This is a genomic window from Thermoanaerobacter wiegelii Rt8.B1, from assembly GCF_000147695.2.
GTDB classification, from domain to species: domain Bacteria; phylum Bacillota; class Thermoanaerobacteria; order Thermoanaerobacterales; family Thermoanaerobacteraceae; genus Thermoanaerobacter; species Thermoanaerobacter ethanolicus.
Map to the genome: position 1 here is coordinate 1034695 of NC_015958.1, position 24213 is coordinate 1058907.

Annotated in this window: 25 protein-coding genes, 2 tRNA genes, 3 pseudogenes and 1 riboswitch; of the genes and pseudogenes, 24 read left to right on the plus strand and 6 right to left on the minus strand. The window is 33.4% G+C overall.

Annotated elements, in window-relative coordinates:
• Positions 1-102: 102 nt before the first annotated feature.
• Positions 103-1517 (minus strand): annotated as a pseudogene (locus THEWI_RS13870) (ISLre2 family transposase).
• 261 nt (positions 1518-1778) lie between these two features.
• Between THEWI_RS13870 and THEWI_RS04955 the strand changes: the two are divergent.
• The 14 genes and pseudogenes from THEWI_RS04955 (at position 1779) to asnB (ending at position 13077) form a co-directional block, all read left to right on the plus strand.
• On the plus strand, positions 1779-2150 hold the full coding sequence (locus THEWI_RS04955) for a LapA family protein (protein ID WP_014062669.1): 372 nt from the start codon (positions 1779-1781) through the stop codon (positions 2148-2150).
• 119 nt (positions 2151-2269) lie between these two features.
• Positions 2270-2584 carry a 50S ribosomal protein L21 gene (rplU, locus tag THEWI_RS04960; protein ID WP_003871517.1) on the plus strand — a complete coding sequence of 105 codons (315 nt, stop codon included), beginning with the start codon at positions 2270-2272 and terminating at the stop codon, positions 2582-2584.
• A gap of 3 nt (positions 2585-2587) precedes the next feature.
• Entirely contained in the window at positions 2588-2926 is a 339-nt protein-coding gene (locus THEWI_RS04965) for a ribosomal-processing cysteine protease Prp (protein ID WP_003871518.1), read from the plus strand.
• Positions 2923-3210, plus strand: a complete 288-nt coding sequence (gene rpmA / locus THEWI_RS04970; RefSeq protein WP_003868116.1) for a 50S ribosomal protein L27 — start codon at positions 2923-2925, stop codon at positions 3208-3210. The genes THEWI_RS04965 and rpmA overlap by 4 nt, the downstream gene beginning before the upstream one ends.
• A 54-nt stretch (positions 3211-3264) precedes the next feature.
• Entirely contained in the window at positions 3265-3480 is a 216-nt protein-coding gene (locus THEWI_RS04975; protein WP_028986104.1) for a Spo0B domain-containing protein, read from the plus strand.
• Between the two features lie 44 nt (positions 3481-3524).
• Positions 3525-4795, plus strand: a pseudogene (gene obgE, locus THEWI_RS04980) (GTPase ObgE).
• Between the two features lie 122 nt (positions 4796-4917).
• Positions 4918-5553 carry a nicotinate-nucleotide adenylyltransferase gene (nadD, locus tag THEWI_RS04985; protein WP_003869551.1) on the plus strand — a complete coding sequence of 212 codons (636 nt, stop codon included), beginning with the start codon at positions 4918-4920 and terminating at the stop codon, positions 5551-5553.
• Complete coding sequence (gene yqeK / locus THEWI_RS04990; protein ID WP_014062671.1) at positions 5543-6127, plus strand: bis(5'-nucleosyl)-tetraphosphatase (symmetrical) YqeK; 585 nt, start codon at positions 5543-5545, stop codon at positions 6125-6127. Before nadD ends, yqeK begins: the two co-directional genes overlap by 11 nt.
• Positions 6124-7311 (plus strand): LCP family protein, encoded by a 1188-nt coding sequence (locus THEWI_RS04995; RefSeq protein ID WP_003869549.1) that lies wholly within the window; start codon positions 6124-6126, stop codon positions 7309-7311. Before yqeK ends, THEWI_RS04995 begins: the two co-directional genes overlap by 4 nt.
• A 16-nt stretch (positions 7312-7327) precedes the next feature.
• Positions 7328-7680: pseudogene (gene rsfS / locus THEWI_RS05000) on the plus strand (ribosome silencing factor).
• Positions 7681-7788: 108 nt separating this feature from the next.
• Positions 7789-8439: a helix-turn-helix transcriptional regulator gene (locus THEWI_RS05005; protein WP_003869547.1), complete on the plus strand. Its 651-nt coding sequence runs from the start codon at positions 7789-7791 to the stop codon at positions 8437-8439.
• A gap of 62 nt (positions 8440-8501) precedes the next feature.
• Positions 8502-8633, plus strand: a riboswitch (cyclic di-AMP (ydaO/yuaA leader).
• A 101-nt stretch (positions 8634-8734) separates the two neighbouring features.
• The gene (locus THEWI_RS05010) at positions 8735-9835 is read left to right on the plus strand and encodes an NAD/NADP-dependent octopine/nopaline dehydrogenase family protein (RefSeq protein WP_003869546.1); all 1101 of its coding nucleotides are present in this window, start codon (positions 8735-8737) and stop codon (positions 9833-9835) included.
• Entirely contained in the window at positions 9832-11484 is a 1653-nt protein-coding gene (locus THEWI_RS05015; RefSeq protein ID WP_014062672.1) for a cobalamin-dependent protein, read from the plus strand. Before THEWI_RS05010 ends, THEWI_RS05015 begins: the two co-directional genes overlap by 4 nt.
• An 81-nt stretch (positions 11485-11565) precedes the next feature.
• On the plus strand, positions 11566-13077 hold the full coding sequence (gene asnB / locus THEWI_RS05020; protein WP_014062673.1) for an asparagine synthase B: 1512 nt from the start codon (positions 11566-11568) through the stop codon (positions 13075-13077).
• A 28-nt stretch (positions 13078-13105) separates the two neighbouring features.
• Here the strand turns inward: asnB and THEWI_RS05025 are convergent, their stop codons facing one another.
• Positions 13106-14371, minus strand: a complete 1266-nt coding sequence (locus THEWI_RS05025) for a D-alanyl-D-alanine carboxypeptidase family protein (RefSeq protein WP_014062674.1) — start codon at positions 14369-14371, stop codon at positions 13106-13108.
• A 118-nt stretch (positions 14372-14489) separates the two neighbouring features.
• On the opposite strand from THEWI_RS05025, the gene THEWI_RS05030 reads away from it, so the two are divergent.
• Entirely contained in the window at positions 14490-15104 is a 615-nt protein-coding gene (locus THEWI_RS05030) for a helix-hairpin-helix domain-containing protein (protein WP_014062675.1), read from the plus strand.
• Between the two features lie 56 nt (positions 15105-15160).
• Positions 15161-16219 carry a coiled-coil domain-containing protein gene (locus THEWI_RS05035; RefSeq protein ID WP_014062676.1) on the plus strand — a complete coding sequence of 353 codons (1059 nt, stop codon included), beginning with the start codon at positions 15161-15163 and terminating at the stop codon, positions 16217-16219.
• Positions 16220-16223: 4 nt separating this feature from the next.
• Here the strand turns inward: THEWI_RS05035 and THEWI_RS05040 are convergent, their stop codons facing one another.
• Positions 16224-16697: a phosphatidylglycerophosphatase A family protein gene (locus THEWI_RS05040; RefSeq protein ID WP_004405273.1), complete on the minus strand. Its 474-nt coding sequence runs from the start codon at positions 16695-16697 to the stop codon at positions 16224-16226.
• A 129-nt stretch (positions 16698-16826) separates the two neighbouring features.
• Between THEWI_RS05040 and gltX the strand changes: the two genes are divergently transcribed.
• Entirely contained in the window at positions 16827-18266 is a 1440-nt protein-coding gene (gene gltX / locus THEWI_RS05045; protein WP_014062677.1) for a glutamate--tRNA ligase, read from the plus strand.
• A 129-nt stretch (positions 18267-18395) separates the two neighbouring features.
• Positions 18396-18557 carry a hypothetical protein gene (locus tag THEWI_RS14360; RefSeq protein WP_164995797.1) on the plus strand — a complete coding sequence of 54 codons (162 nt, stop codon included), beginning with the start codon at positions 18396-18398 and terminating at the stop codon, positions 18555-18557.
• Positions 18558-18593: 36 nt separating this feature from the next.
• Here the strand turns inward: THEWI_RS14360 and THEWI_RS05050 are convergent.
• Together THEWI_RS05050 and THEWI_RS05055 are read right to left on the minus strand one after the other, a co-directional pair.
• A tRNA-Glu gene (locus tag THEWI_RS05050) sits at positions 18594-18669 on the minus strand.
• Positions 18670-18673: 4 nt separating this feature from the next.
• Positions 18674-18747 (minus strand) — tRNA-Gln (locus THEWI_RS05055).
• Between the two features lie 168 nt (positions 18748-18915).
• On the opposite strand from THEWI_RS05055, the gene THEWI_RS05060 reads away from it, so the two are divergent.
• The 6 genes from THEWI_RS05060 to THEWI_RS05085 all read left to right on the plus strand — a co-directional run bounded on the left by THEWI_RS05060 (position 18916) and on the right by THEWI_RS05085 (position 22504).
• Entirely contained in the window at positions 18916-19086 is a 171-nt protein-coding gene (locus THEWI_RS05060; RefSeq protein WP_003869538.1) for a DUF362 domain-containing protein, read from the plus strand.
• Between the two features lie 112 nt (positions 19087-19198).
• Positions 19199-20074, plus strand: coding sequence for a branched-chain-amino-acid transaminase (gene ilvE, locus THEWI_RS05065; RefSeq protein WP_003869537.1), 876 nt, complete (start codon positions 19199-19201; stop codon positions 20072-20074).
• A 51-nt stretch (positions 20075-20125) separates the two neighbouring features.
• Positions 20126-21346 (plus strand): alanyl-tRNA editing protein, encoded by a 1221-nt coding sequence (locus THEWI_RS05070; protein ID WP_014062678.1) that lies wholly within the window; start codon positions 20126-20128, stop codon positions 21344-21346.
• A gap of 64 nt (positions 21347-21410) precedes the next feature.
• Positions 21411-21629: a hypothetical protein gene (locus THEWI_RS05075; RefSeq protein WP_014062679.1), complete on the plus strand. Its 219-nt coding sequence runs from the start codon at positions 21411-21413 to the stop codon at positions 21627-21629.
• A 73-nt stretch (positions 21630-21702) separates the two neighbouring features.
• Positions 21703-21888: an aspartyl-phosphate phosphatase Spo0E family protein gene (locus THEWI_RS05080; protein ID WP_003868094.1), complete on the plus strand. Its 186-nt coding sequence runs from the start codon at positions 21703-21705 to the stop codon at positions 21886-21888.
• 115 nt (positions 21889-22003) lie between these two features.
• Positions 22004-22504, plus strand: a complete 501-nt coding sequence (locus THEWI_RS05085) for an ECF transporter S component (protein ID WP_003869533.1) — start codon at positions 22004-22006, stop codon at positions 22502-22504.
• Between the two features lie 260 nt (positions 22505-22764).
• Here THEWI_RS05085 and THEWI_RS05090 read toward each other — a convergent pair whose 3' ends face one another.
• Complete coding sequence (locus tag THEWI_RS05090) at positions 22765-24042, minus strand: transposase (RefSeq protein WP_014062680.1); 1278 nt, start codon at positions 24040-24042, stop codon at positions 22765-22767.
• Between the last annotated feature and the right edge of the window lie 171 nt (positions 24043-24213).

Below are 24213 nucleotides of genomic sequence, written 5' to 3' on the forward strand. Positions count from 1 at the left end.
TTTCAACATAAAAACTTTTTCGATAGTGTCAAGATACTGTAGGATTTTTTTAAGACAACCCCTGAAACTTAGTTAATTTCCGCCTTCAACTTATCATGCATTTTATATAACTTGCGCATATTTTATTGCTCTTAAAACCTTATATATTGGTGTTACTTTCCCTATATTCAAAACCGTAATATTATTTATTTTTTCATTTGTAGACGTTTTAACTCTCCTTACCGCCTCTTTTATTTGCTTCTTCGTTAATTTGTAGCTCCCTTCATTTATATTCTCTTTCTTACCCCATTCTATTTCTCTCAAATCTCCTCCATTCTTGCTGAATACTCTTAATTTCGCCATTAACTTTAATCCTTCTCTACTCCATCCTAATGGATTCCTACTTAATCTAGAAGAAAATACATGACTTATATGCCCTTCTGCACTGCACCCTATTACATCTTTGTCTTTACTGTATATCTCTACTCCTTCCCAATTATTTAGTATGTACCTCTTCGCCTCTTTTACCTTCTCTTTTTCTCTCTCTTCCTTTGTTACCTTTATTAGTTCATTAAATACCTTCTTTAGTTCTTCTTTATCTCCTTCATTTATTGCTCTCCATATCTTATCCCTGTATTTTGGCTCTTTCGATGTAGCTTTTAATACGTATTTGTTTAAATGATATCTGTCTAACACAAACCTTGATTTTACTATCCACTCTAATCCTTCTTTTATCCACGGCGCTCCATCTCCTGCTATGTATATCTTCTCTATCTTCTCTTCCTTGTAATTTTCTTCTATGTAATTTGCTACATCTATCCATATGTCTTCAGCTTTCTCTCCCTACGTATGCCTTGTAATACACATTTTTTCAGTACGTTTCTTCCGTTTCTCTCTTCCCTCCCTTCATGTATGTACACCAATCGAGGTGTTTCATCTCCACCCTCTTGTAAAGGTACATGGTCTTCATCTGCCTCTATGTATAATATGTATAATACCTTTACTTCTTTCTTCTCTTTTATTTCTCTCTTTACTTCTACTTCTCCTATTTCCCTTATTGCGTTTAATACCGTCTGTTTACTTAGCTCCTCTGGACATGCTTTTTTACTACTTCTTTCATATGATTCTTCTATCGCGTTTTCTACTAACTTTATCTTTACTCCCTTTTCTATCCTATCGTGCCGCCCTATCTCTAATGCATCATCCACCAAATATGTATATCTCCCATCCTGCCTAGATTTGTAATATGTCCTCTCATATTCAATATCTCCAAGAATTGTCGTTAACCTCTTTTTATCTTTTCTTTCTACTATCCATTTTTCTTTCCTTCTCTTGTCTTCTTTTATTATCCTATCTAACTCTTCAATAATTGCTTCTATTACTTCACTACCTAGTTTGTCCGTGATTTCCTTTATTCTTGCTACAAGTCTTGTAATATCCATTCCTTCGTTTAATAAATCACCAAAAATTTCTATCACTTCTCTAGTGAAATTTAGAGCATTTTGTAGTATAATATCTTCAAAAATATATTTTTTCACAAGAGACACCCCTTCCTGTGATGTTTTGTTTCCTATTTCTATTTTATCACAGGGGTTGTCTCTTGTTTTTTTCACTTTAAAAATCCTACGATAATTTTACACTATCACTTTTTCTATCAATTAAATGATAAAAGTAAACAATGATGTTTTTGTCATTATCGAAAAATTTATAATTTTTATTGACAATCATAATTTGTATAATTTATCATAAAGGTAGAAAGGTGTTAATGAGTGTTACTGAAGATGGGGGAGGTGAATTTTGTGAAGGGGCAATATTATACAATATTAGCTTTGATATTCGCAATTATAGTAGCGATTTTTGCTATTTCTAATGCTGGACCTGTGGATATAAGTTTTTTGTATTGGCATTATTCAATTTCTCAAGCTTTAGTAATTTTAATGTCAGCAGCTATTGGAGCTATAATTGTGGGGACAATAGGTTTGTTTGGACAAATTCGCTATAGCGTAACGATAAGAGGACTTAACAATAGGATAAAAGAATTGGAAAAAGAAAAGGAAGAATTGAATCAAAAGGTTATAGAATTGCAAAACTATAAATTAGCGGAAGAAAAAACGAAGGAACAAAGCGATGGCAAGGAAGAGGAGGAAGAAAAAGGAACACAAACTCTTTAGTCGATTTTTAATTGACAAGTGATATTTTATTATGTTAAAATATCACTTGCGGCCGCTCGGGACGGGTTTTTAAATTTTTACCTTGTTTCCCGGCGAGACTGGATGGAGGAGGTGCAAAGATGTACGCAATAATCGAAACTGGCGGAAAACAGTATATGGTTCGTGAAGGAGATGTTCTTGCAGTAGAAAAGTTAAATTATCCAGAAGGAGAAGTTATTTCTTTTGACAAAGTTTTGGCTGTGTCAAAAGAGGACGGTAATGTAGAGTTTGGCAAACCCTATTTAGAAAATGTTAAGGTTAATGCCAAGGTTTTAGAGCATGGGAAAGGACCAAAAATAAGAGTTTTTAAGTATAAGCCAAAGAAAAATTATAGAAGAAGACAAGGACATCGTCAACCTTACACAAAAGTACAGATTGAAAAAATAATTCAGTAAGCCATGATTAGAGTAGAAATATTGAGAGATCCAAAAGGGGATATTTATAAATTTAATATAAAAGGACATGCAGGTTTCGATGAGTACGGAAAGGACATCATATGTGCAGCTGTTTCTGCTATATCTCAGACAGCGGTGCTGGGAATAGAGGCGTTAAAAACTGTTAAAATAAAGAAAAAAATAGAAAGTGGCGATTTGCAGATTGACATTATTGATAAAGGTTTGGCAGAAGATGATATACGATTAAAAGCTATTCTGGAGACTATGGTTTTAGGCCTTAAAGATATTGAAGCGGATTATCCTGAATATGTAAGGGTTATGGATAGGAGGTGCAAAAAATGAAACTCCAACTTTTTGCTCATAAAAAGGGTGTTGGAAGTTCCAGAAACGGTCGTGATAGTGAATCTAAGCGTTTGGGAGTAAAAAGGGCAGATGGCCAATTTGTATTAGCTGGTAATATCCTTGTAAGACAAAGAGGAACTAAAATACATCCAGGTGTAAATGTAGGAAAAGGAAAAGACGATACACTTTTTGCATTAATTGATGGATATGTTACTTTTGAAAGAAAAGGCCGCGACAAAAAACAAGTAAGTGTTTATCCAGAAAGGAAAGTTGCGCAGAATTAAATCCTGGTTTATACCAGGATTTTTTCATAAATAATAATAGAAAGTGGTGGAAAAATGGTGTCAGATGTGGAGTTATTGGTAGACTACATCAAACGAAGCAGACATGAACTTTTAAATGATTTACAAGTGGTATTAGGGTATGCTCAACTGGGGAAATTAGATAAAGTGATTGAATCTCTTCACATTGCAATTGACCACCTTAATAGAGAAAGAGATATTTTTAATTCCGAGAATGCAGAAGAGATTATAAAAAATATCTTAGAGGGGTAAAAAATTTTGAAAAGTATATACTATAAAGGAAGGCAGGTGAAAGAATGTTTATAGACACGGCAAGGATATACATAAAAGCTGGAGACGGTGGAAATGGAATTATATCTTTTAGAAGGGAAAAATACGTTGCTTATGGTGGGCCGGACGGTGGCGACGGAGGAAAAGGTGGAGATGTAATATTTGTAGCAGATCCTAATTTGTCTACTTTGTTAGATTTTAAATACAAAAAAAGTACATTGCGCAAAACGGAGAAAATGGTAGAGGTAAAAATCAATATGGCAAAAACGGAGAAGATTTGTACATAAAAGTTCCTGTAGGAACCTTGATAATTAACGATGAAACAGGAGAAATCATAGCTGACCTTGTAAAACCTAATCAAAAGGCTATTGTTTTACGGGGAGGTAAGGGAGGAAGAGGAAATACTAAATTTGCTACTTCTACTTTGAAGACTCCTCGTTTTGCTGAAAGCGGTGAAAAAGGCAAAGAAATGTGGGTACGATTAGAGTTGAAGCTTCTTGCTGATGTGGGATTAATAGGATTCCCAAATGCAGGTAAATCTACTCTTTTAGCCAGTTGCACAAGAGCAAAGCCTAAAATTGCCAATTATCCTTTTACTACTCTGACACCCAATTTAGGAGTTGTAGAGTATAAAGGGAAATCTTTTGTAATGGCAGATATTCCAGGTTTAATTGAAGGAGCTCACATAGGCGAAGGATTAGGTCATGACTTTTTGAGGCATATTGAAAGGACAAAAATGTTGATACACGTTGTGAATGTATCTGGAAATGAGGGACGAGACCCTATAGAAGATTTTGAGAAGATAAATGAAGAGCTTAAACTCTATAGTGAAAGATTACTTACTTTGCCTCAAATTGTTGCTGCAAATAAAATTGATTTACAAAGTGGTAGAGAAAATTACCCTGATTTTGAAAAAGAAATTAAAAAAAGAGGTTATGATGTATATCCTATATCTGCTTTGACAAAAGAGGGTATTGACAAACTTTTGGACAAGACTATAGAAATTCTTTCTTCTATTCCGGTTGAGGAGATAAAGGAAGTACCAGAAGTTATTGTTTATACACCTCCTGAAGAGGAAGAAACTCTCAATATAGAAGTAAAAGATAATACCTATTATCTTAACGGTACAAAAATTGACAAACTTTTAAAAAGAGTAAATTTACAAGATGAGCATTCTTTAAGGTACTTTGAAATGCTTCTTAGAAAGAGCGGGGTAATAGATGCTCTTAAAGAAAAGGGATTTAAAAGTGGCGATACAATAAATGTGAGAGATTTTGAATTTGAATACTATGAATAAAAGTGGAATTTGATTCCACTTTTATTATTACTTTAATGAGGGCTCATGGTAAGCTTGTGCAATTTACCTCTTTTGATGTATAATGTATAATATAAAAGAAATATAAATTGGGGGATAGTAACTTGGAAAGGGAGCTTAGACTTGGGATAATGGGAGGCACTTTTGACCCTATTCATTATGGCCATTTAGTTACTGCTGAAGCGGTAAGGTCTGAATTTAAATTGGACAAAGTGATTTTTGTTCCAGCAGGTAACCCGCCTCATAAGGTAAAGCGAAAGGTGACAGATAAAAAACATCGTTATTTAATGACTATACTTGCTACAATAACTAATCCTTTTTTTGAGGTATCGACGATTGAAATTGACAGAGAAGGGTATACTTATACTATTGATACTATCAAAGAGTTTAAAAAAATTTATGGGGAAAGTACGCAACTTTATTTTATAACAGGAGCAGATGCTGTTTTAGAAATTTTGACTTGGAAAAGCGCAGATGAGCTTCTGAAAATGTGTAATTTTGTTGCTGCAACTAGGCCAGGAGTTGAAGGTAGTAAAATAGATGAAGAATTAAAAAAAATTAGAAAACTTTATGGAAATGTCATTTACAAAGTGACTGTTCCCTCTTTGGCTATCTCCTCAACTGATATAAGGGAAAGAGTAGCAGGGGGACGACCTATAAAGTATTTGTTGCCGGAGTCTGTTGAAAGATATATTCAAAAATACGGTTTATACAAAGAGGATGACGAAAATGGGGTATGACATAGAATTTTTTAAAAAGAGATTAAAAGAGCTATTAGATGAAAAAAGATTTAAACACTCTATTGGAGTAATGGAAACCGCAATGCATCTTGCAATAAAATATGGAGCTGATGTCGAAAAGGCACAAGTAGCAGGATTATTGCATGATTGCGCTAAAAGCTATTCTGATGATGACCTTTTAAAACTTGCTAAAAAATATAGAATTGAGCTAGATGAGATTTTAATTCATGCGCCTTTTCTTTTACACGGTCCTATAGGTGCACATTTGGTAGAAGAAATTTTTGGAATAAAAGATCAAGAAATAAAAAGGGCAATTGCTCTTCATACTACTGGTGATGTCAATATGAGCCTTTTGGATGAAGCAGTATTTCTTGCGGATTATATAGAGCCTAATAGAGATTTTAAAGGAGTAGAGGAATTAAGGCGATTAGCTGAGGAAAATTTAGACCTTGCTTTGTTAAAGTCTTTTGATAGTACAATTTGTTATGTTTTAGAGAGGGGACTACTTCTTTATGAGAAAACAGTAAAAGCTCGAAATCATATTCTTTTGAAACTTGGGAGTGGAGGTAAATGAAAAAATTTATAAAGATTGTATCAATGTTATTGTTGCTGAGTTTATTATCTGTAGGAGTAGGAGGATATATCTATTTAAAGTCTTTGAACCCCTTAGATGTTTCTTTGATGAATAAAAATAGTGAAAACAAAAATTCAGAGGCAATTCAGAAAATAAATATATTGGTTTTGGGAGTTGATGAAACATCGCCAACAGATCCAAGGCGTTCTGATACTATGATATTATTATCTTATAATCCTAAAACTAACAAAGCTTATATTTTATCTATTCCCAGAGATACAATGATTAAACTTGACAAATATGGGACACAAAAGATAAATGCTGCCTATCCCATAGGTGGACCTCAACTGGCGATGGATATGGTGTCACAGCTTATTGGAGAGCCTGTTGATTATTATGTAAAGATTGGATATGAAGGTTTTAAACAATTAGTAGACGATTTAGGCGGAGTAGAGATGAACGTACCGATGGACATGAATTATGATGACAATGCAGGGAATCTTCATATTCATTTAAAAAAAGGTGTTCAACTTTTGGATGGAGAGAAGGCTTTACAGTTGGTGAGATTTAGACATGGGTATGCAGAACAGGATTTAGAAAGGGTCAAAGTCCAAAGGGAATTTTTATTAGCGATGTTTCAAAAAGCTAAAGACCCTAGTACTTTGTTAAAAATTCATCGTATATTAAAAACCATAAATCAATACGTAGAAACAAACATACCACCTACTACTATGTTAAAGTATGCAGATTATCTTTTAAAACTTGACAAAGACAATATAAAAACAGCTACTGTGCCTGGTACTCCTCAGTACATTGATGGGGTTGCTTATTATATCACAGATCCACAAGAAGTATTACAATTTATGGATAATTTAAATGATGAAAGAGATGATACTGCTATCGCAGCTAATAAAAAAGACATAAAAATAGAAGTTTTAAATGGCGGTGGTATACCAGGAGCTGCTACAAAGACTGCTGATTTGTTAAAACAACAAGGGTATGATGTAGTGAAGATAGGAAATGTAATAGGTACCACTTACAACACTACTCAGATAATCAATAGGACTGATGATAAAAAAATAGTAGAAGATCTGAAGAAAATTTTAAAAAACGCTATTGTAGTGGAAGATACGAATGGAGACAGTAATGTTGATATAACTATAATTTTAGGGAAAAACATATAAAATGGAGGGTGATTTAGTGATAGACGGAAAAGATAAGGTGTCTAAAATTTATAAAGTTTTAGAAGACAAAAAAGCTTATGATATAAAGATCTTGTATATAGGAGATTTAACGATTGTCGCAGATTATTTTGTTATTGCCACTGGCAGTTCGGATACTCACGTCAAAGCATTGACAGACGAAATTGAAAAAAACTTATGGAAGACGGCGTTTTTGTTGATCATATTGAGGGTTACAATTGGGGCAAGTGGATTTTGATGGATTATGGAGATGTAATAGTTCACATATTTCAACAACCCGAAAGGGAATTTTATAATTTAGAAAGATTGTGGGCAGATGCAAAGGAAATAGTGCTTGACAACCGCATTTAAGGTATGTATAATAACGTTAATAAATTTTTAATGCTGTTATCTCTTGTGTCATTTTTTACTCTCTACCGCATATATTTAATATTGTATGATTAGGGGGATTCAAAGCCAATGGGAACACATCCTATCTTAAAAAGCATGATCCCAGTACTAGAAGGTATAGCTAATACATTTGGCAAAAATTGCGAAGTGGCATTACATGACTTTTCTTCCCCACAAAATCCTATCATTGCGATCATAAATCCCCATGTTACGGGAAGAGAAGTGGGGGCTCCATTGCCTGAGGCTATATTAAAAGTATTGAAATCAGATAATATTGAGAATTTAATAAATTATAAAAACAAGAGCAATGATGGAAAAATTTTGAAGTCGTCCGCGATTTTTATAAAAGATGAAAATGGCAAGCCCATTGGGTGCCTTACAATTAATATCGATATTTCAGAATTTATTATGGTGAAAAATACCTTATCAGAATTCTGTGAAGTAGCTGATACTACAGAAGAAAATAGAGAAAGTTATACGGGCAGTGTAAGTGATGTTTTGGAAAGCATTGTGAATACTACATTAGAGAACTATGGTAAACCTGTAAATTTTATGACAAAAGAAGAAAAGGTTCAGATAGTGAAAATGTTAGATGCAAAAGGGACTTTCTTAATAAGGGGCGCTGTGGATTACGTAGCAAAAATACTCTGTGTTTCCAGATATACTATATATAATTATTTGGATGAAATAAGGGTAGGAGAGGATTTTGGTAAATATTAGTCTGTTTTCCTTTACAAATATTTGATTTTATGATATAATAAAAATAAATTGAAAATTAAATAAAATGCTAAACGCTGAATTCGTAAAGAAGCGGGGGAACCACTTTCTGGGGTGAATCCATCTTTTAAAAGATGGTAGGGTTATCTTTCGACCCGAACCCGTCAGCTAACCTCGTAAGCGTTGAAAGAGGAGGATGATAGCATTGGTGTCTTTTTGGGTTTTTACAGACACCGAAGGTTAAAGCTATAGATTTCCCTCTATAGCTTTTTCATTTCTTTAAAAGGGGGTAGTAAAAATGAAACAACTCTCTTTTGCAGTAATTGGAGCTGGGAATGGGGGTCAAGCGATAGCGGGGCATCTCGCTTTAAAAGGCTATAAAGTTAATTTGTACAATAGAACCTATCAAAAATTACTTCCTATTATAGAAAAAGGTGGAATTGAATTAGAAGGAGAAGTAGAAGGGTTTGGCAAGTTAAATGTGATAACTGATGACATGGAGAAAGCTATTAAAGATGTTGATATAGTTTTAGTTGTAGTTCCTGCTTCTGCACATTATAAAATTGCCGAAGACATGCTGCCATATCTTAGGGATGGTCAAATAATTGTATTAAACCCTGGGAGAACTGGTGGTGCTTTAGAGTTTCATAATGTTACAAGAAAAAGAGAAGATTTAGATGTAGTTATTGCAGAAACAGATACTTTTATATACGCCTGCAGGTCTTCCATGGGAAGAGCTAAAATATACAAAATAAAAGAAGTAGTGTCTGTTGCTGCAATACCTAAAGAAAAAACAGAAATAGTGGTGGAAACACTTAATACTGCATTTTCTCAGTTTATTCCGGCGCAAAATGTTCTTGAAACGAGTCTTAACAATTTTGGAGCTGTTTTTCATCCCACCCCTACTCTTTTGAATGCAGCGAGAATAGAAACTACTAAAGGGAATTTTGAATATTATCGGGAAGGCATTTCTCCTTCTGTTGCAAAGATATTGGAAAAAATAGATAATGAGAGAATGATGGTGGCAAAAGCTCTGGGCGTAAATACTATTTCCGCTAAAAGATGGCTAAAAGAAAGTTATAATGCGGAAGGAGAAAATCTATATGAGGCAATTCAAAATACAAAAGCTTATGTTGGTTTATTAGCTCCTCAAACATTAGATTGTCGTTATATATTTGAAGATGTTCCTATGAGTTTAGTGCCTATGTCTTCTATAGGGAAAGAAATAGGCATTAAGACCCCCACTATTGATGCTGTTATACATCTTGCTTCAGTTATGCACGGAAAAGATTATTGGAAAGTTGGAAGAACGGCTGAAAAGCTTGGCATACAAGGTATGACAGTTGAAGAAATTATAGAATTGGTTGAAGGGAAAAGAAAGGAGGTAACGATAGCATGAAAAAGTTAATTGTAGCGGCAGCGATAGGTAATTGCGTCCATGTAGCAGGTGTGTATAACTTTTTGAGATTTGCAGAACAGCAAGGTTATGAGACTGTATTTTTAGGTCCTGCAGTTCCTATTAAAAAATTGATTGAAGCTGTTAAAGAACATAAGCCGGAGATTGTAGGAGTAAGCTTTAGACTAACTCCTTCAGCTCTTGAAAAACTTTTAGAAGAACTCAAGAGGGAAATAGAAGTAAATAATTTGCAACATATAAAATGGGTATTTGGAGGGACAGAGCCTACTGCAGAAGTAGCTCGTAAATCAGGAATATTTGCAGCAGTTTTTGATGGTAAAAATGGCGATGAAGCTACAATTAATTTCTTAAGAGGAGGAAGTTCAAACCATAGACAAAGAGTTTTTGCTGATACATTAATTGTAAGAATAGAGGACAAATTCCCTTATCCTATAATAAGGCATCACTTTGGGCTTCCTTCATTGGAGGACACTATAGAAGGAGTTAAGAAGATAGCAGAAGCAGAAGTTTTAGATGTAATTTCTATAGCACCAGACCAAAATGCTCAAGAGCACTTCTTTGATAAGAAATATGACAAATCTTTGGACGGAGCAGGCGGTGTTCCTATAAGAAAGAAAGAAGACTTAATAAGAATATATGAGGCTTCAAGAAGAGGTAACTATCCTCTTCTTAGATGTTACAGTGGTACAAATGATGTTTTCAAGATGGCAGAGATGCTTCTAGAGACTATCCATAACGCTTGGGCAGCGATTCCCCTTTGCTGGTATAATGTATTGGACGGCAGAGGACCAAGGGATGTAAATACTTCCATAAGAGAAAATCAGCAGCTTATGAAATGGCACGCTGAAAAAGGAGTACCTGTAGAAGTAAACGAAGCACATCATTGGAGCTTGAGAGATGCTCACGACGTAATTGGAGTAACAATGGCTTATCTTGCAGCATATAATGCCAAAAAGATGGGAGTAAGAGACTATGTAGCTCAGTTTATGTTTAATGTACCTGCTTCTATTTCACCAAAAATGGATTTGGCAAAGATGTTAGCTAAGATAGAATTGATAGGAGAATTACAAGATGAAAATTTCAGAGTTATAAGGCAGGCAAGGGCTGGACTTGCAAGTTTCCCTTCCGACCTTTTAGAAGCTAAAGGACAATTGGCTTCCAGTGCCTATCTCTCCATGGCTATAAAGCCTCATATCTATCATGTGGTAGGCTACTGTGAAGCTCATCATGCTGCAACGCCAGAAGATATAATTGAAAGCGTTAAAATAGTAAAAGCCGTGATAAAAAACTCTATGTTTGGAATGCCTGATTTGACTCAGGATAAAGAAGTAATTCAAAGAAAAGAACAGTTAAAGAAAGAGACAAGGATTTTATTGGAAGCGATAAAGAGTTTAGCGCCTCACAGTCCTGATCCACTTTCTGATCCAGACGTATTAGCATTGGCGATAAAGATTGGTCTATTAGATGCACCACATCTCAAGGGCAACAAGTATGCAAAAGGAGAATTGCAGACCAAAGTAATAGATGGTGCATGTTATGCTTATGACTATGAGAAGCATAGAATAATACCTGAAGAAGAAAGGGTAGAAAAGATTTTACGTGAATATGAAAGATTAGTTATAACAGTATAAAATTTAGGAACGTAAGATCTATTCTTACGTTCCTTATTCAATTTTCTTTAAATATATATGAAGGGGAGGAATGATAATCAAATGTGTGGATTGGCAGGAATTATAGGAACTGGTGATAAGAGCAAAGTACAAAGGATGCTTGATAAAATACGACATCGTGGCCCGGATGAGTCAGGTATTTTTGCAGATGAAAATATTACATTAGGCCATAATAGGTTGACGATAATTGACCTTTATCATGGACGCCAACCTATAAAAAACGAAGATGGCAGGTATTGGCTTATTTATAATGGAGAAATTTACAATTACCAATTATTGCGTAAAGAGTTAAAAAACCATATTTTTTCCACAGATACTGATAGCGAAGTAATAATTCATTTGTATGAAGAACTAGGTAAAAATTGTGTTAACTATATTGATGGAATGTTTGCTTTAGTTATTTATGACTCTAAAAAAAAGACCATATTTATTGCTCGCGATCCGTTAGGAATAAAGCCATTGTATTATGGTAAAACAAAAGAAGGTTATTTTGCCTTTGCTTCGGAGATTAAAGCACTTCAGGAAGTAACTGATGATATAAATGAATTTCCTAATGGATATATTTATACAACTGAAAACGGATTTGAGAGATATTATTCAATTCCACAGGATCCGATGTATTTTGCAGATGTTGATAATATTATTAATGGATTAAGGCTTAGATTAGAGGATTCAGTAAGAAAAAGGTTGATTGCTGATGTGCCTGTTGGAGTATTTTTAAGTGGCGGATTGGATAGCAGCCTTATAGCAGCAATAGCAGCAAAATACAAAAATCCCCTTCACTCATTTGCAGTAGGTGTCGAAGGAAGTAATGACTTAAAGAATGCAAGAGTTGTTGCTGATTATGTAGGTACGATTCACCATGAATTTATTTATACAGAGGAGGACATAAAAAAAGTTTTACCCGAAGTTATATATCATCTTGAATCCTGTGATCCAGCCTTAGTCAGAAGTGCTGTTGCAACATATTTTGTATCAAAACTTGCAAGCAATTACGTAAAAGTTGTTCTTTCGGGAGAAGGTGCTGATGAGTTGTTTAGCGGATACCATTACCTCAAAAATTATACAAATCCTTGGAAATTACAATCCGAATTAAAATATATAACTCGAAATTTGCATAATACAAATCTTCAAAGAGTTGACAGAATGACAATGGCACATTCCATTGAGGGACGTGTACCGTTTTTAGATATAGAAGTGTTACGGTACGCATTTAAAATAACACCGTCATTTAAAATTAACGGCCGAGAAAAAACCGAAAAGTGGATACTTAGAAAGCTTGCAGAAAATTATTTACCAGAATCAATTGTATGGAGAAGAAAAGAAAAATTTGCAATAGGAACTGGTACATCTGAAATATTAAATAAAATAGCCGAATCAGAAATTAGTGATGCAGAGTATATAAAAAATAGATTCCTACCTAACGGTTTTGAAATAAAGTCTAAAGAAGAGTTGTATTATTTTAAAATTTTAAAAAGATTTTTTAATGTTGATTCTTTTATAAAGGACATGGGAAGAAGTAGAAGTCTCAATGACAACCAAATATATGCATAAAAAGAGGGCATTCTGCCCTTTTTTTAAATCAATATTTTGAGAAAATATATTTCTTTCTATTTCTAATTTTCCGTCTTCTCCAAAGGATAAAAGCTATTCCTAAAATTGCTGTTCCAGTAATGAATCTTACAGGGTTAGTATACATTGTATTTTTTACCCCAGAAGATTGTACATCCATATAATAATTTCCCCAAAAGTTTTTATAAACAGATTCGGTTGCAATAAGAGGATTTGTGCCTATTTCCTTTTCATTTAAAGTGTATTTAATGTATCCTAAAGTATCTCCTTTATTTATTGGCGCGTTTATGTTTTTGTTTAGTATTATTTGAGTTTCTATAGAATTTTCTTGCCCTTTAGGGACTTCATAGTAAAAGTCTTCTTTTGCAATAAGAGGAAGTTTAAAGTGAGATTTTCCCAGGTCGATATAAGTTACTACCTCACCTTTTTCTGTTTTTTTCACTAAAGTAAAGTTTTGAAATCCGTAGTCCAAAAGCTTTATAGTATCTGTCCAGATATTTGTTCCTTGGTCTCCCATTATGACGGATATAAGTCTGTGGCCGTCTCTTGTTGCAGAAGCTACTAAAACTTGACCTGCTGCAACCGTGTATCCTGTTTTTACTCCATCGGCGCCTTCATAGTGAAAACTTGAAGGTTTAATTAAGCGATTGCTTAACCATAGATCTCTTACTTTATCAAACTTATTAGTAGGGGGAATTTGATAATGTATTGTAGTTACTATTTTTCTAAATTCAGGATTTTGCATTGCATACCTTGCTATTAATGCCATATCATAAGGGGTCGAATAATGATTTTCATCAGGAAGACCATTTGGATTTACAAAATGGCTATCATAAGCTCCAATTTCTTTAGCTTTTTCATTCATCATTTTAGCAAAGTTTTCTATGCTCCCACCAATGTGTTCAGCAATTGCTATTGCTGCATCATTGGCAGATTCTAACAAAAGCGCATAAAGTAATTGCTCTAACGTAAGTTGTTCACCAGGAGAAAGAAATATGGAATTTCCATCTATTTTTGTAACATTATCGCTTGCAGTTACAATATCGTTTAAGTTTCCCTTTTCTATAGCAATAATTGCAGTAAGAATTTTAGTTGTGCTTGCGGGGTACATTCTTTTGTGCATATTTTTGTCATACAATACTTGACCTGTTGTAAAATCCATTAAAACTGCAGTTGGGCCTACGATTTCGGGCGGTGGCGGTACGTTAGCGTATATAGGAGTTATTTGAGCTACTAAAATAAAGAGTGTAAGTAAACAAGCTATTATCTTTTTCATTGCCATGCCTCCAATTTATGCTCATACCTAAAGTATACCAAAAAAATGTGAAAAATAAAAAGGAATTTTTTAATTCATGTAGAAATAAATAAAGGAAGCTGTAAAAAGAGGTGTTAGTATGCCTTATTTTTCAAAAAAACAGCAATATGCTATAGTTGTTATATTATGCTTTATATTGGCATTTTCAGGATATGTAATTTACAAAAATTACAAATTAAAAAATGAATTTGTTGTCAATGCAAGCAATGAGAGTGTGCCAGGGGAAAGAACTGTAGAAAGCGAAGAGAACAAAGAAAAGCCTTTGGAAATAAAAGAAATAAAAGTATATGTGACAGGATTAGTAAAAAATCCAGGAGTCTACACCATGAAAGAAGGAGAAAGGATTATAGATGCTATAAATAAAGCAGGAGGACCTTTGGAAGAAGCAGACCTTACAAATATAAATCTCGCGCAAAAAGTTAAGGATGAACAAATGATAAGAGTTCCAAAAAAGGGTGAAACAAATAATATTTCTCCTACTAGTTCAATACAAAAAAGCGAAAAAATAAATATAAATACTGCAACTAAAGAAGAATTGCAAACTTTGCCAGGAATAGGACCTGTGACGGCTGAAAGGATAATTGAATTTAGAGAAAGTAAAGGTTCTTTTAAAAAAATTGAAGACATAATGAATGTTCCTAGAATAGGTCCTAAAATGTTTGAACAGATAAAAGACAAGATTACTGTGGACTAGCTGATGTTAAACAGTTCCATGTAGAACAAAAAATGCTATATTAAATGAGGGGTTTTATGAAAAAGTTGATAGCTATTATAACTGCGGGTATATTTTTATTTAATTTTATATTAGTGCCAGCGCAAAGTAATACTTCTTCTGATTTTGATAAAGCAAAAGAGGAGGAACAAAAACTTGTATTGGAGTTATTAAATCTTGAGGTAGAAAGGCTTAAAACCCAAAAGTCTTTGGAAGATTTAGCGATAGAGATTAAAAATTTAACTGTAGCTATTCAGGAAAAATCTAAAGAAATACAAATGGTAGATAAAGACATAAAAAAGGAGAAAGAAATAATAAAGACTTGGTTTAGGTTTTTGTACATGGATGGGACAAATGCTATATTATCACTTCTACTTATGTCACAAAATGCCAGCGAATTATTGCATAGGCTTATTTACATAGATATTATAACCACTTATTTTTACAATAAACTAGAAAATTTAAATAAGCTTGTAAAATATAAAAAAGAAGAGGAAAATAGATTAACCTCTCAAAGATTGCAGCTTATAGAAAAACAAAAAGAACAAATAGAATTGCTGAAAAAGATAGACGAATTAAGGCTAACTAAAAGCCAAATGTTGGAAGATATAAAAAAGAAAATCGCAAATTATCAAAAAATATTTGCAATGGCTGATAATTTGGACAAAATGTTTCCTTCTTTAGATTATTTATTAAGCCACCTTTCCCAATTTCCATGGGATACTTTGGAGTATAAGGATTTGAGTTTTTCCTTTTTTGGTATATCAGCTTCTTTTTCTGATGTTGATGTAACCCAGATGATACGTTCTTACAGTGATAAGTTAAAAGATGTAACAGTATCTTTTAGTAAAGAAGGTTTTGAAATAAAAGATGATGATTCATACACTTTAAAAGGCAATTTTGCGATAGAAAATAACAAAATTAAATTGTTAATAAATTCTCTAAATATAGGAGATATAAAAATTGGCGGCCAGTTGCTTCAAAAAATTCTTTATGGCTATGACACGACTATAAACATTAAAATTCCTGTTGAAGGATTTAAATTAAAAAAGGTGGAGGCAGAAAAAGGCTATGTAAAGTTTACTTTAGAAAAATAGTTTTTTATAAAACTTCTTTTTTAGAATGGGCAATTCTGGCACAAGCCGCGGCGATTATTGCAGCTACTAAGTCATCAATAAAAGTATTACACTTTTTTTCTTTATCTTCATTAAGTTTTCCTATTATGCCGGGTTTTACTTTATCAAGATATCCAAAATTAGTAAGACCTATAGAACCATAAACATTTGTAATGCTTAAGGCTAAAATTTCGTCAATGCCGTATAAGGGTTCATCTTTTTTTAAAATGGACAAAAGAGGTTCTTCTAACATGTCTTTTTCTGCTAATTTGTCTAAAGCGATTCCTGTCAAGATTGCATTTTGAACTTCCCTTTTCTCAAGTACATGATGTAAATTTTCTATACATTCCTCTATTGTTAAATCATCATAATACTTTTTTTGTAAGTCTAATACTAATACTGCCATATCTTCTAAAGTAACTCCTCTTTCTTCTAAAAGGTTTATAGCAATATCTTTCATTTTAACAGCTCCTTTTTTAAGTTTATAGTATGATTATATCACAAATTTTTGATGAAATACTTCTTTGTTGAAAAAACACTTCAATTAAAGTATAATCAAAATAGTTTAAACTTATGAAGAGGTGATAAGATGAGTGAAGTGAGAGTAAGATTTGCCCCAAGTCCTACAGGGAGTTTACATATAGGCGGTGCCAGAACTGCTCTCTTTAATTGGCTTTTTGCAAGGCACAATGGAGGAAAATTTATTTTAAGGGTGGACGATACTGACCTACAAAGGTCTACAGAAGAATCTATGAAAGGAATACTTGAAGGACTTAGATGGTTAGGTATTGATTGGGATGAAGGACCTATTTACCAATCGCAAAGGATAGAAGAATATAGAAAATTTGCAAATAAATTATTAGAGGAAGGAAAGGCTTACTACTGTTTTTGCACAAAAGAAGAGTTAGAGGAAATGAGAAAACAGGCAGAAAAAGAAGGTAGGCCTCCAATGTATACGGGAAAATGTAGAAATTTGACCAAAGAGCAAATAGAGGAGCATTTAAGGCAAGGGAGAAAACCTGTAATAAGGTTAAAAGTGCCTCAACAAGGGAAGACAGTAGTTCACGACGTAATAAGAGGGGATGTAGAGTTTGATAATTCCACCTTTGATGACTTTATAATTATGAAATCAGACAATATGCCTACTTATAATTTTGCTACTGTGGTGGATGATTACCAAATGGGAATAACTCATGTTATACGGGCAGAGGAACATTTGTCAAATACTCCAAAGCAAATATTAATTTATGAGGCTTTAGGCGTAGAAATTCCTCAATTTGCCCATGTGTCTATGGTTTTAGCTCCTGATAGGAGTAAACTTAGTAAAAGACATGGAGCGACTTCTGTGCAGGAGTTTAGAGACCAGGGGTATCTTCCTGAAGCAATTGTAAATTATATAACCTTGCTTGGATGGATGCCAAAAGATGGGGAAGAAATTTTTGATGTGTCAAAAAGCATAAAAGAATTTACTTTAGAAAGGGTATCAAAAAATCCAGCTGTTTACGATGTACAAAAGCTGACTTGGATAAACGGCCATTACATAAGGAATTATGATCTAGATAAATTAACTGAAGCAGTTATCCCATTTCTGAAAGCTAAAAACTTAATTAGGGAGGATTTCGATTATGATTATATCAAAAAAATAGTAAGTGCAGTAAGAGAAAGGGAAAAAACTCTTGTGGATATAGCTGGTGCCATGAGCTATTATTTTACAGAAGTTAACGAATATGAGGAAAAAGGAGTTAAAAAGTATTTTACTAAAGAAAAAGTTGTGGATATCCTAAAAAAAGCAGTAGTGACTTTAAAAGAAATCGAGCCTTTTAATAAATTTACAACTGAGGAAGCCTATCGCAAACTTGTGGAGGAATTGCAAATATCCAGTGGTGAACTTTTCCATCCTACGAGATTAGCTATTTCGGGTAGAACTTTTGGACCAGGACTATTTGACATAATGGAACTTTTGGGAAAAGAAAGAACTATAGAGAGAATTGAAAAAGCCATAGATTTTATTGAAAAGATGAGGAAATAACAAAAATATTGCCATAGTGTATAATTTTTACTACTATAGACAATAGTATTACCCTTATAAGGGTGATACTATTATTTTAACCCATGAAAAGGTGATACCACGTGTATACAGTGATAACAGGCGACATAATTGGTTCAAGAAAACTGTTGGCAAAGGGGATTAAATTCCATCGCAAGATATAAAGAGTTAGATGATAAAAATTTTGCAGAATACTATTTAATAGGGACAATGAGTAGCATGCTTATAGCTATTTTTGGAGGTTTACTGATAAAAGCTATATTAAAAATATAAAAGGCATCCACAGATGCCTTTTTCTCAATTTGATATTGGTAGCCCCAAGGGGACTCGAACCCCTGTCTTCGCCGTGAGAGGGCGATGTCCTAGGCCGCTAGACGATGGGGCCAAAATGGCTGCCGAACTAGGACTCGAACCTAGACTAGATGATCCAGAGTCACCTGTGCTACCATTACACCATTCGGCAGCGCCTCGACGAAAGTAATTATAACATAGGTTTTATAATTTGACAATACCCCTCACATTTTTTTAAATTTTGTTTAATTCTTAAAATTTAATTTGATTATTTACAATTCTGTGTAAATGATTTATAATTTTTGTGGAGCTACATACTGTATACAGGGAGGGAAAATTGATGGCACATTATATCACTGATGAATGTATAAGCTGCGGAGCTTGTGCGGCAGAATGCCCGGTAGATGCTATCCATGAAGGGGATGGAAAATACGAGATTGACCCTGATACTTGCATTGACTGTGGTGCTTGTGAAGCTGTGTGTCCAACTGGTGCTATAAAAGCTGAATAAATTTGAAGAAAGCCTCACTTTGTGGGGCTTTTTACATTTCAATTGACTAAAGCTATTTAAAGTGATAAAATCTTACTAAATTAATTTTGCGATAAAGGAGGAGTCATAAGTTATGGGGTTAGTATATGTGAATGGAGAATTTGTAGACAGTGAAAAAGCTTCAGTCTCGGTTTTTGACCATGGCTATCTTTATGGGGATGGTATTTTTGAGGGCATAAGGGCTTATGATGGAGTTATATTCAAACTTGATGAGCACTTAAAAAGGCTTTATAGTATGGCAAAAGCTCTTCTTCTCGACATTCCTATGACGATGGAGGAGATGAAAGAAAAAGTTGTTGAAACGGTAAGAGTTAATAATTTAAGGGATGCCTATATAAGGCTTGTAGTATCAAGAGGAAAAGGTGATTTAGGCCTTGACCCATATAAATGTCCTAAACCTACTGTTGTTATAATTGCTGATAAGATTACTTTGTATCCTGAATCTATGTATCAAAACGGTTTAAAAATTATTACTTCTACTTATAGAAGAAATTCTATTCAGGCTTTAGATCCCCAGATAAAGTCATTAAATTATTTAAACAATATTCTTGCAAAAATTGAAGCAGTAAAAGCAGGGTATCCTGAAGCTCTTATACTAAACCAAGAAGGATATGTAGCTGAATGTACTGGTGACAATATTTTTATAGTTTCAAATGGCACCTTGTATTCTCCTCCTTCGACAGTAGGAGCATTAGGAGGAATTACAAGGGCTACTGTAATTGATATAGCAAAGCAATTAGGAATCCCTTTTGAAGAAAGGTATTTTTCCTTGTTTAACGTGTATACTGCAGATGAATGTTTCTTGACAGGTACAGCTGCTGAAGCAATACCAGTGGTAGAAGTAGATCATAGGGTAATAGGAGATGGAAAACCTGGTCCCATAACGAAAAAGATAATAGAAGAGTTTAGAAAACTTACTCCTGTTTTAGGAACAAAAGTTTATGAATAAGAATTGCATGGATGACTTCCATGCAATTCTTATAAAGAAGGGATGATTTTTATGACTGAAAAGCTTTTTTATGAGGATAGTTATATTACTGAATTTGATGCTAATATCATAGATAAAAGAAAAATAAATAACAAATGGGAACTAGTATTAGATAAAACTTATTTTTATCCTGAAGGTGGAGGTCAACCAAGTGATACGGGCCTAATTGATGGTATTAAAGTTTACAAAATATACGAGGAAAATGATACAGTATACCACCTTGCAGATAAATGCCCTGAGGGTATAAAAGTTCATTGCCAAGTTGATTGGGAGAGAAGATTTGACCATATGCAACAGCACACCGGACAACATCTTTTATCAGCCGTTTTGGAGAAAAAATATGGAGCTCATACGCAAAGTTTTTCTATTGGGGATAAATCTTCCCACATAACTATAACAAAAGATACTTTTAACGAAGAAGAGGCTTTTGAAGTGGAGAAAGAAGTTAATAGCTTTGTTTATAAAAATATACCTGTTAAAACTTATTTTGCAGATGAAGAAATGTTAAAAAAGCTGCCCCTTAGAAAGCAACCACAAGTCAGTGAAAATATAAGAATAGTAGAAATAGAAGGGATAGATTATTCTCCTTGTGGGGGCACTCATGTTAAGACTACAGGAGAAATAGGAATTGTAAAAATAAAGAAGTGGGAGAAAACGAATAAAGGCATAAGGTTGGAATTTGTAGCTGGATTTAGAGCACTTTATGATTATCACATAAAAAATAATTATGTGAATGCTCTTTGTCATCTTCTTTCCGAACAAGAAGAGAATATTTTAGAACATGTGTTAAAATTACTTGAAGAGAATAAAGAGGTTAAAAAAGAAGTTAATATTTTGAAAGAAAACATATTGTTAGAAGAGTCTAGAAACCTGATAAAAAGTTCAGAGTTGCATGGAGGTATACACATAGTATACAAACTTTATGAAAATAGAACGACAGAAGAGATAAAAATATTAGCTAAATACATAGTTTCTAATGACAAATGTATAGCTATACTTGGGAATAAAAGAGGAGAAACAGGAGATTTAGTGGTTTCAAGGTCTGGCGATGTAGACATTGTGGTGAATGGATTTTTTAAAGAGGTATTGAGGGTTTTTGACGGAAAAGGTGGAGGAAACGCTTATATGTGTCAAGGCGGAGTCTCCCAAGACAGATTAGAATTAGCAATGGACAAGGCGTTGAGTATTGTTATAGACGAAATAAATAAGAGAGAAAAATTTTTAAAATTTTAGCAGGAAATTTATAACATATATAGAATATATTATAATAAATATTTAAAATGGGGAGAGTAGGGAGATGGGTGTAGTAAAAAAAGTAGATGAAGAATTAAAACGAAGCATGGAGAGTATTAAGGAAAAAATAAAAAGTGACGATATCTTGAACAGAATACTAGCTAATGAAGCTGGACAGGTAAATGAGGGAGAAAATGATTGGAAAGTAGAGTGTGGACGAGAAATTGTAGAAATTTATAAGAAATTGGTTAATATAGTAGATAAATTAAGGGTTGTTTCTTAATAAAGCCTATTGTAATTTTTGTATTATGATGGTAAAATTGTATATACGAACTCTCAAAAAAGGGGTAAACAAAATGAAAAGTAATGAAGCATTAGAAAGACAGATAAGTGTTTTGAGGAAAGAACTGGATAACCTCGTTACTAAGGAAGAGATTGACTATGAAAAAGTGCTTGATATAAGTCGTAAACTGGATGATTTGATTGTTTCATATATAATCAACAAAAAAGATAGGTATTCCACAGTGGGAAACTATATCTAAAGCCTTTTAAGAAACAAGGGCTTTTCTTTTTTTGTTATTATATTGTTATGATTGCACCATTACAATTGTATGTTATAATATAACTATCCTACATACATTTATTGGAGGTGGAAATATGGAACAAAACAATGTTAAAAAAATAGTATATGGGGCTTTTATGATGGCATTGGTTACTATTGGTACTATGGTAATTCAGATACCCACTCCGGCTACAAAAGGCTATATAAACGTAGGCGATTCTTTTATATTCTTAAGTTCTGCTTTATTTGGCCCTGCAATGGGATTTGTAACTGGAGGCATTGGTTCTGCTCTTGCGGACTTATTATCAGGTTATGCATATTGGTCTCCATGGACCTTTATAATTAAAGGGATAGAAGGGTTGATTGTTGGACTTATGTATAAAAAATATACTAAGGAATATTTAAAAGTTGTATCTCTTATAATAGGAGCTTTATGGATGGTGTTAGGATACTATATAGCAGGAGGAATCATGTACGGTTTTAAGGCTTCGTTAGTTGATGTGCCAAGTAATTTAGTGCAAGGTTTTGCAAGTATAATAATAGGGTATATTTTGATACGTTTGATATCTCGATTGGAACTATTTAACAAAGTGTAGCAGGGTTTTTTAAACCTTGCTTTTTTTATGTAAAAATATATCATTATATAGGAAAGTAGGGATGTGCAAAATTAATTAAAATAGTTACGACCAAAAGCCAGAATATGTATAACATACAATATATAGTAATCAAGACTGACAATCAAACATAAAGTAAGGGATAAGGGAAAAGAAAAGACAAAAAGAGGAGCTAAAAAAGGGCATAAATATCCTGTAGAAGTCAAATGTTAAAAAGTGGCATGAACTAAATTCAGCAAAAGTTAAGCCGATTGCATTAAAGCAACAAGAGACTTAAACTCATCAAATTTACCCAGTTTAATAGCTACAATAGCGACAGTAAGCAAAGTAATATGGCCAAAAGTATTAAGGTTGCTGACAGAATTAATATTTCTAACATAAGCCTTTTCAAAATCTAGAGCTTTAAATCGAGAATTATATCTTTCTGATTCTACTCTTAGTCTATAGACAGCCTTAAAATATAGGGAGTCTCTATTAATAGAAGACCTATAATCAGAAGATATAATAGCATACTTAGTACAGCCTCTATGCTTTTTGCCATTAAAATATTTAGGATGCTTTATAGGGCAGGCAGAGTCATCTTTAGAATTACAGAACTTGCAAACAAATTTTTGCTTAATAAAACCATCAAAATACTGCTTGCCGTCTTTGAGCATTTTAATACCTGCTTCACAAACCATATAACCATCATCAGTCAGTGGGGGACTTTTAGAATTACGCTTGTTAAGAGGAATAAAACAATGACCATGGAGAGTATCTCTAACAAAATTATAAACTCTCTTAACATCATACCCCTTATCGGCAATAAAATTAACATACTTAAGGTTAAACCACTTATTAGTCTTTTCAAGTAAAGACAAAGCAACTTCAAAATCGGGGACATCAGCGGGAGTAGTAGTTTCAGCGATAGGCAATCCAGAGATAGCATCAACAATAATATGATTTTTATAGCCCCAATAAAACTTATAACGTTTATTAGAAGAATCATTAGAAGCAGAATAAACGCCTAATTTACAATCCTTATCAGACTTAGGCTGATTATCTTTAGAGAATTTATTTTTAGAAAAAGACTTAGGGTTATTTAACTTAGTGTTAGCTTTAATAGGGGTAGAGTCCATGGAAATAAACTCACCAGAGATAATGCCCATATTTTTGAGGATATTGACTTGATTTTGAAAGATAGAGGTCAAATAATCATGAGAGAACTCATTAATAAAACGGCGGAAAGTCCAATAAGAAGGAAGAGGTTTAAGGATGTTAAAGCCACAAAGATGAGCAATGATAAGATTATTGCGGAGATAATCTAAAAGGTCAGAAATTGTACCGAATCTTTCAGCTTTCATAACAATAAAAGCTCTAAACATTGCATGATGAGAATAACCCTTACGGCCAGGACTAGAGAAAGGGAATTCAGGTATTGAAGACAAGTCTAGATTTTTAAACATAGAAGAATAGAAATCAATTTTAGACAGAGAAGTAAAGAGTTCAGGTATATTTAAAAGTAATTGAAGCTGGTACATGTAGGATTTCCCCCTCCTTAAAAAATATTTTCATGCGGTATATATAATAATTCGACAAATGGGAGGGGAAATCCTACATAAAAGATAAAAAATTCAAGAGTGATAGAAAAAAAGCATGTCTGTGGAATGGCTTAAATGAAGGCTTTTGAATTTTGCACAAGTCTATAGGAA

Bases quoted from the DNA above. Each gene is read 5' to 3' on its own strand.
- rplU (WP_003871517.1), top strand. From the start codon at position 2,270: ATGTACGCAATAATCGAAACTGGCGGAAAACAGTATATGGTTCGTGAA.
- THEWI_RS04965 (WP_003871518.1), top strand. From the start codon at position 2,588: ATGATTAGAGTAGAAATATTGAGAGATCCAAAAGGGGATATTTATAAA.
- rpmA (WP_003868116.1), top strand. From the start codon at position 2,923: ATGAAACTCCAACTTTTTGCTCATAAAAAGGGTGTTGGAAGTTCCAGA.
- THEWI_RS04975 (WP_028986104.1), top strand. From the start codon at position 3,265: ATGGTGTCAGATGTGGAGTTATTGGTAGACTACATCAAACGAAGCAGA.
- yqeK (WP_014062671.1), top strand. From the start codon at position 5,543: ATGGGGTATGACATAGAATTTTTTAAAAAGAGATTAAAAGAGCTATTA.
- THEWI_RS04995 (WP_003869549.1), top strand. From the start codon at position 6,124: ATGAAAAAATTTATAAAGATTGTATCAATGTTATTGTTGCTGAGTTTA.
- THEWI_RS05005 (WP_003869547.1), top strand. From the start codon at position 7,789: ATGGGAACACATCCTATCTTAAAAAGCATGATCCCAGTACTAGAAGGT.
- THEWI_RS05010 (WP_003869546.1), top strand. From the start codon at position 8,735: ATGAAACAACTCTCTTTTGCAGTAATTGGAGCTGGGAATGGGGGTCAA.
- THEWI_RS05015 (WP_014062672.1), top strand. From the start codon at position 9,832: ATGAAAAAGTTAATTGTAGCGGCAGCGATAGGTAATTGCGTCCATGTA.
- asnB (WP_014062673.1), top strand. From the start codon at position 11,566: ATGTGTGGATTGGCAGGAATTATAGGAACTGGTGATAAGAGCAAAGTA.
- THEWI_RS05025 (WP_014062674.1), bottom strand. From the start codon at position 14,371: ATGAAAAAGATAATAGCTTGTTTACTTACACTCTTTATTTTAGTAGCT.
- THEWI_RS05030 (WP_014062675.1), top strand. From the start codon at position 14,490: ATGCCTTATTTTTCAAAAAAACAGCAATATGCTATAGTTGTTATATTA.
- THEWI_RS05035 (WP_014062676.1), top strand. From the start codon at position 15,161: ATGAAAAAGTTGATAGCTATTATAACTGCGGGTATATTTTTATTTAAT.
- THEWI_RS05040 (WP_004405273.1), bottom strand. From the start codon at position 16,697: ATGAAAGATATTGCTATAAACCTTTTAGAAGAAAGAGGAGTTACTTTA.
- gltX (WP_014062677.1), top strand. From the start codon at position 16,827: ATGAGTGAAGTGAGAGTAAGATTTGCCCCAAGTCCTACAGGGAGTTTA.
- THEWI_RS05060 (WP_003869538.1), top strand. From the start codon at position 18,916: ATGGCACATTATATCACTGATGAATGTATAAGCTGCGGAGCTTGTGCG.
- ilvE (WP_003869537.1), top strand. From the start codon at position 19,199: ATGGGGTTAGTATATGTGAATGGAGAATTTGTAGACAGTGAAAAAGCT.
- THEWI_RS05070 (WP_014062678.1), top strand. From the start codon at position 20,126: ATGACTGAAAAGCTTTTTTATGAGGATAGTTATATTACTGAATTTGAT.
- THEWI_RS05075 (WP_014062679.1), top strand. From the start codon at position 21,411: ATGGGTGTAGTAAAAAAAGTAGATGAAGAATTAAAACGAAGCATGGAG.
- THEWI_RS05080 (WP_003868094.1), top strand. From the start codon at position 21,703: ATGAAAAGTAATGAAGCATTAGAAAGACAGATAAGTGTTTTGAGGAAA.
- THEWI_RS05085 (WP_003869533.1), top strand. From the start codon at position 22,004: ATGGAACAAAACAATGTTAAAAAAATAGTATATGGGGCTTTTATGATG.
- THEWI_RS05090 (WP_014062680.1), bottom strand. From the start codon at position 24,042: ATGTACCAGCTTCAATTACTTTTAAATATACCTGAACTCTTTACTTCT.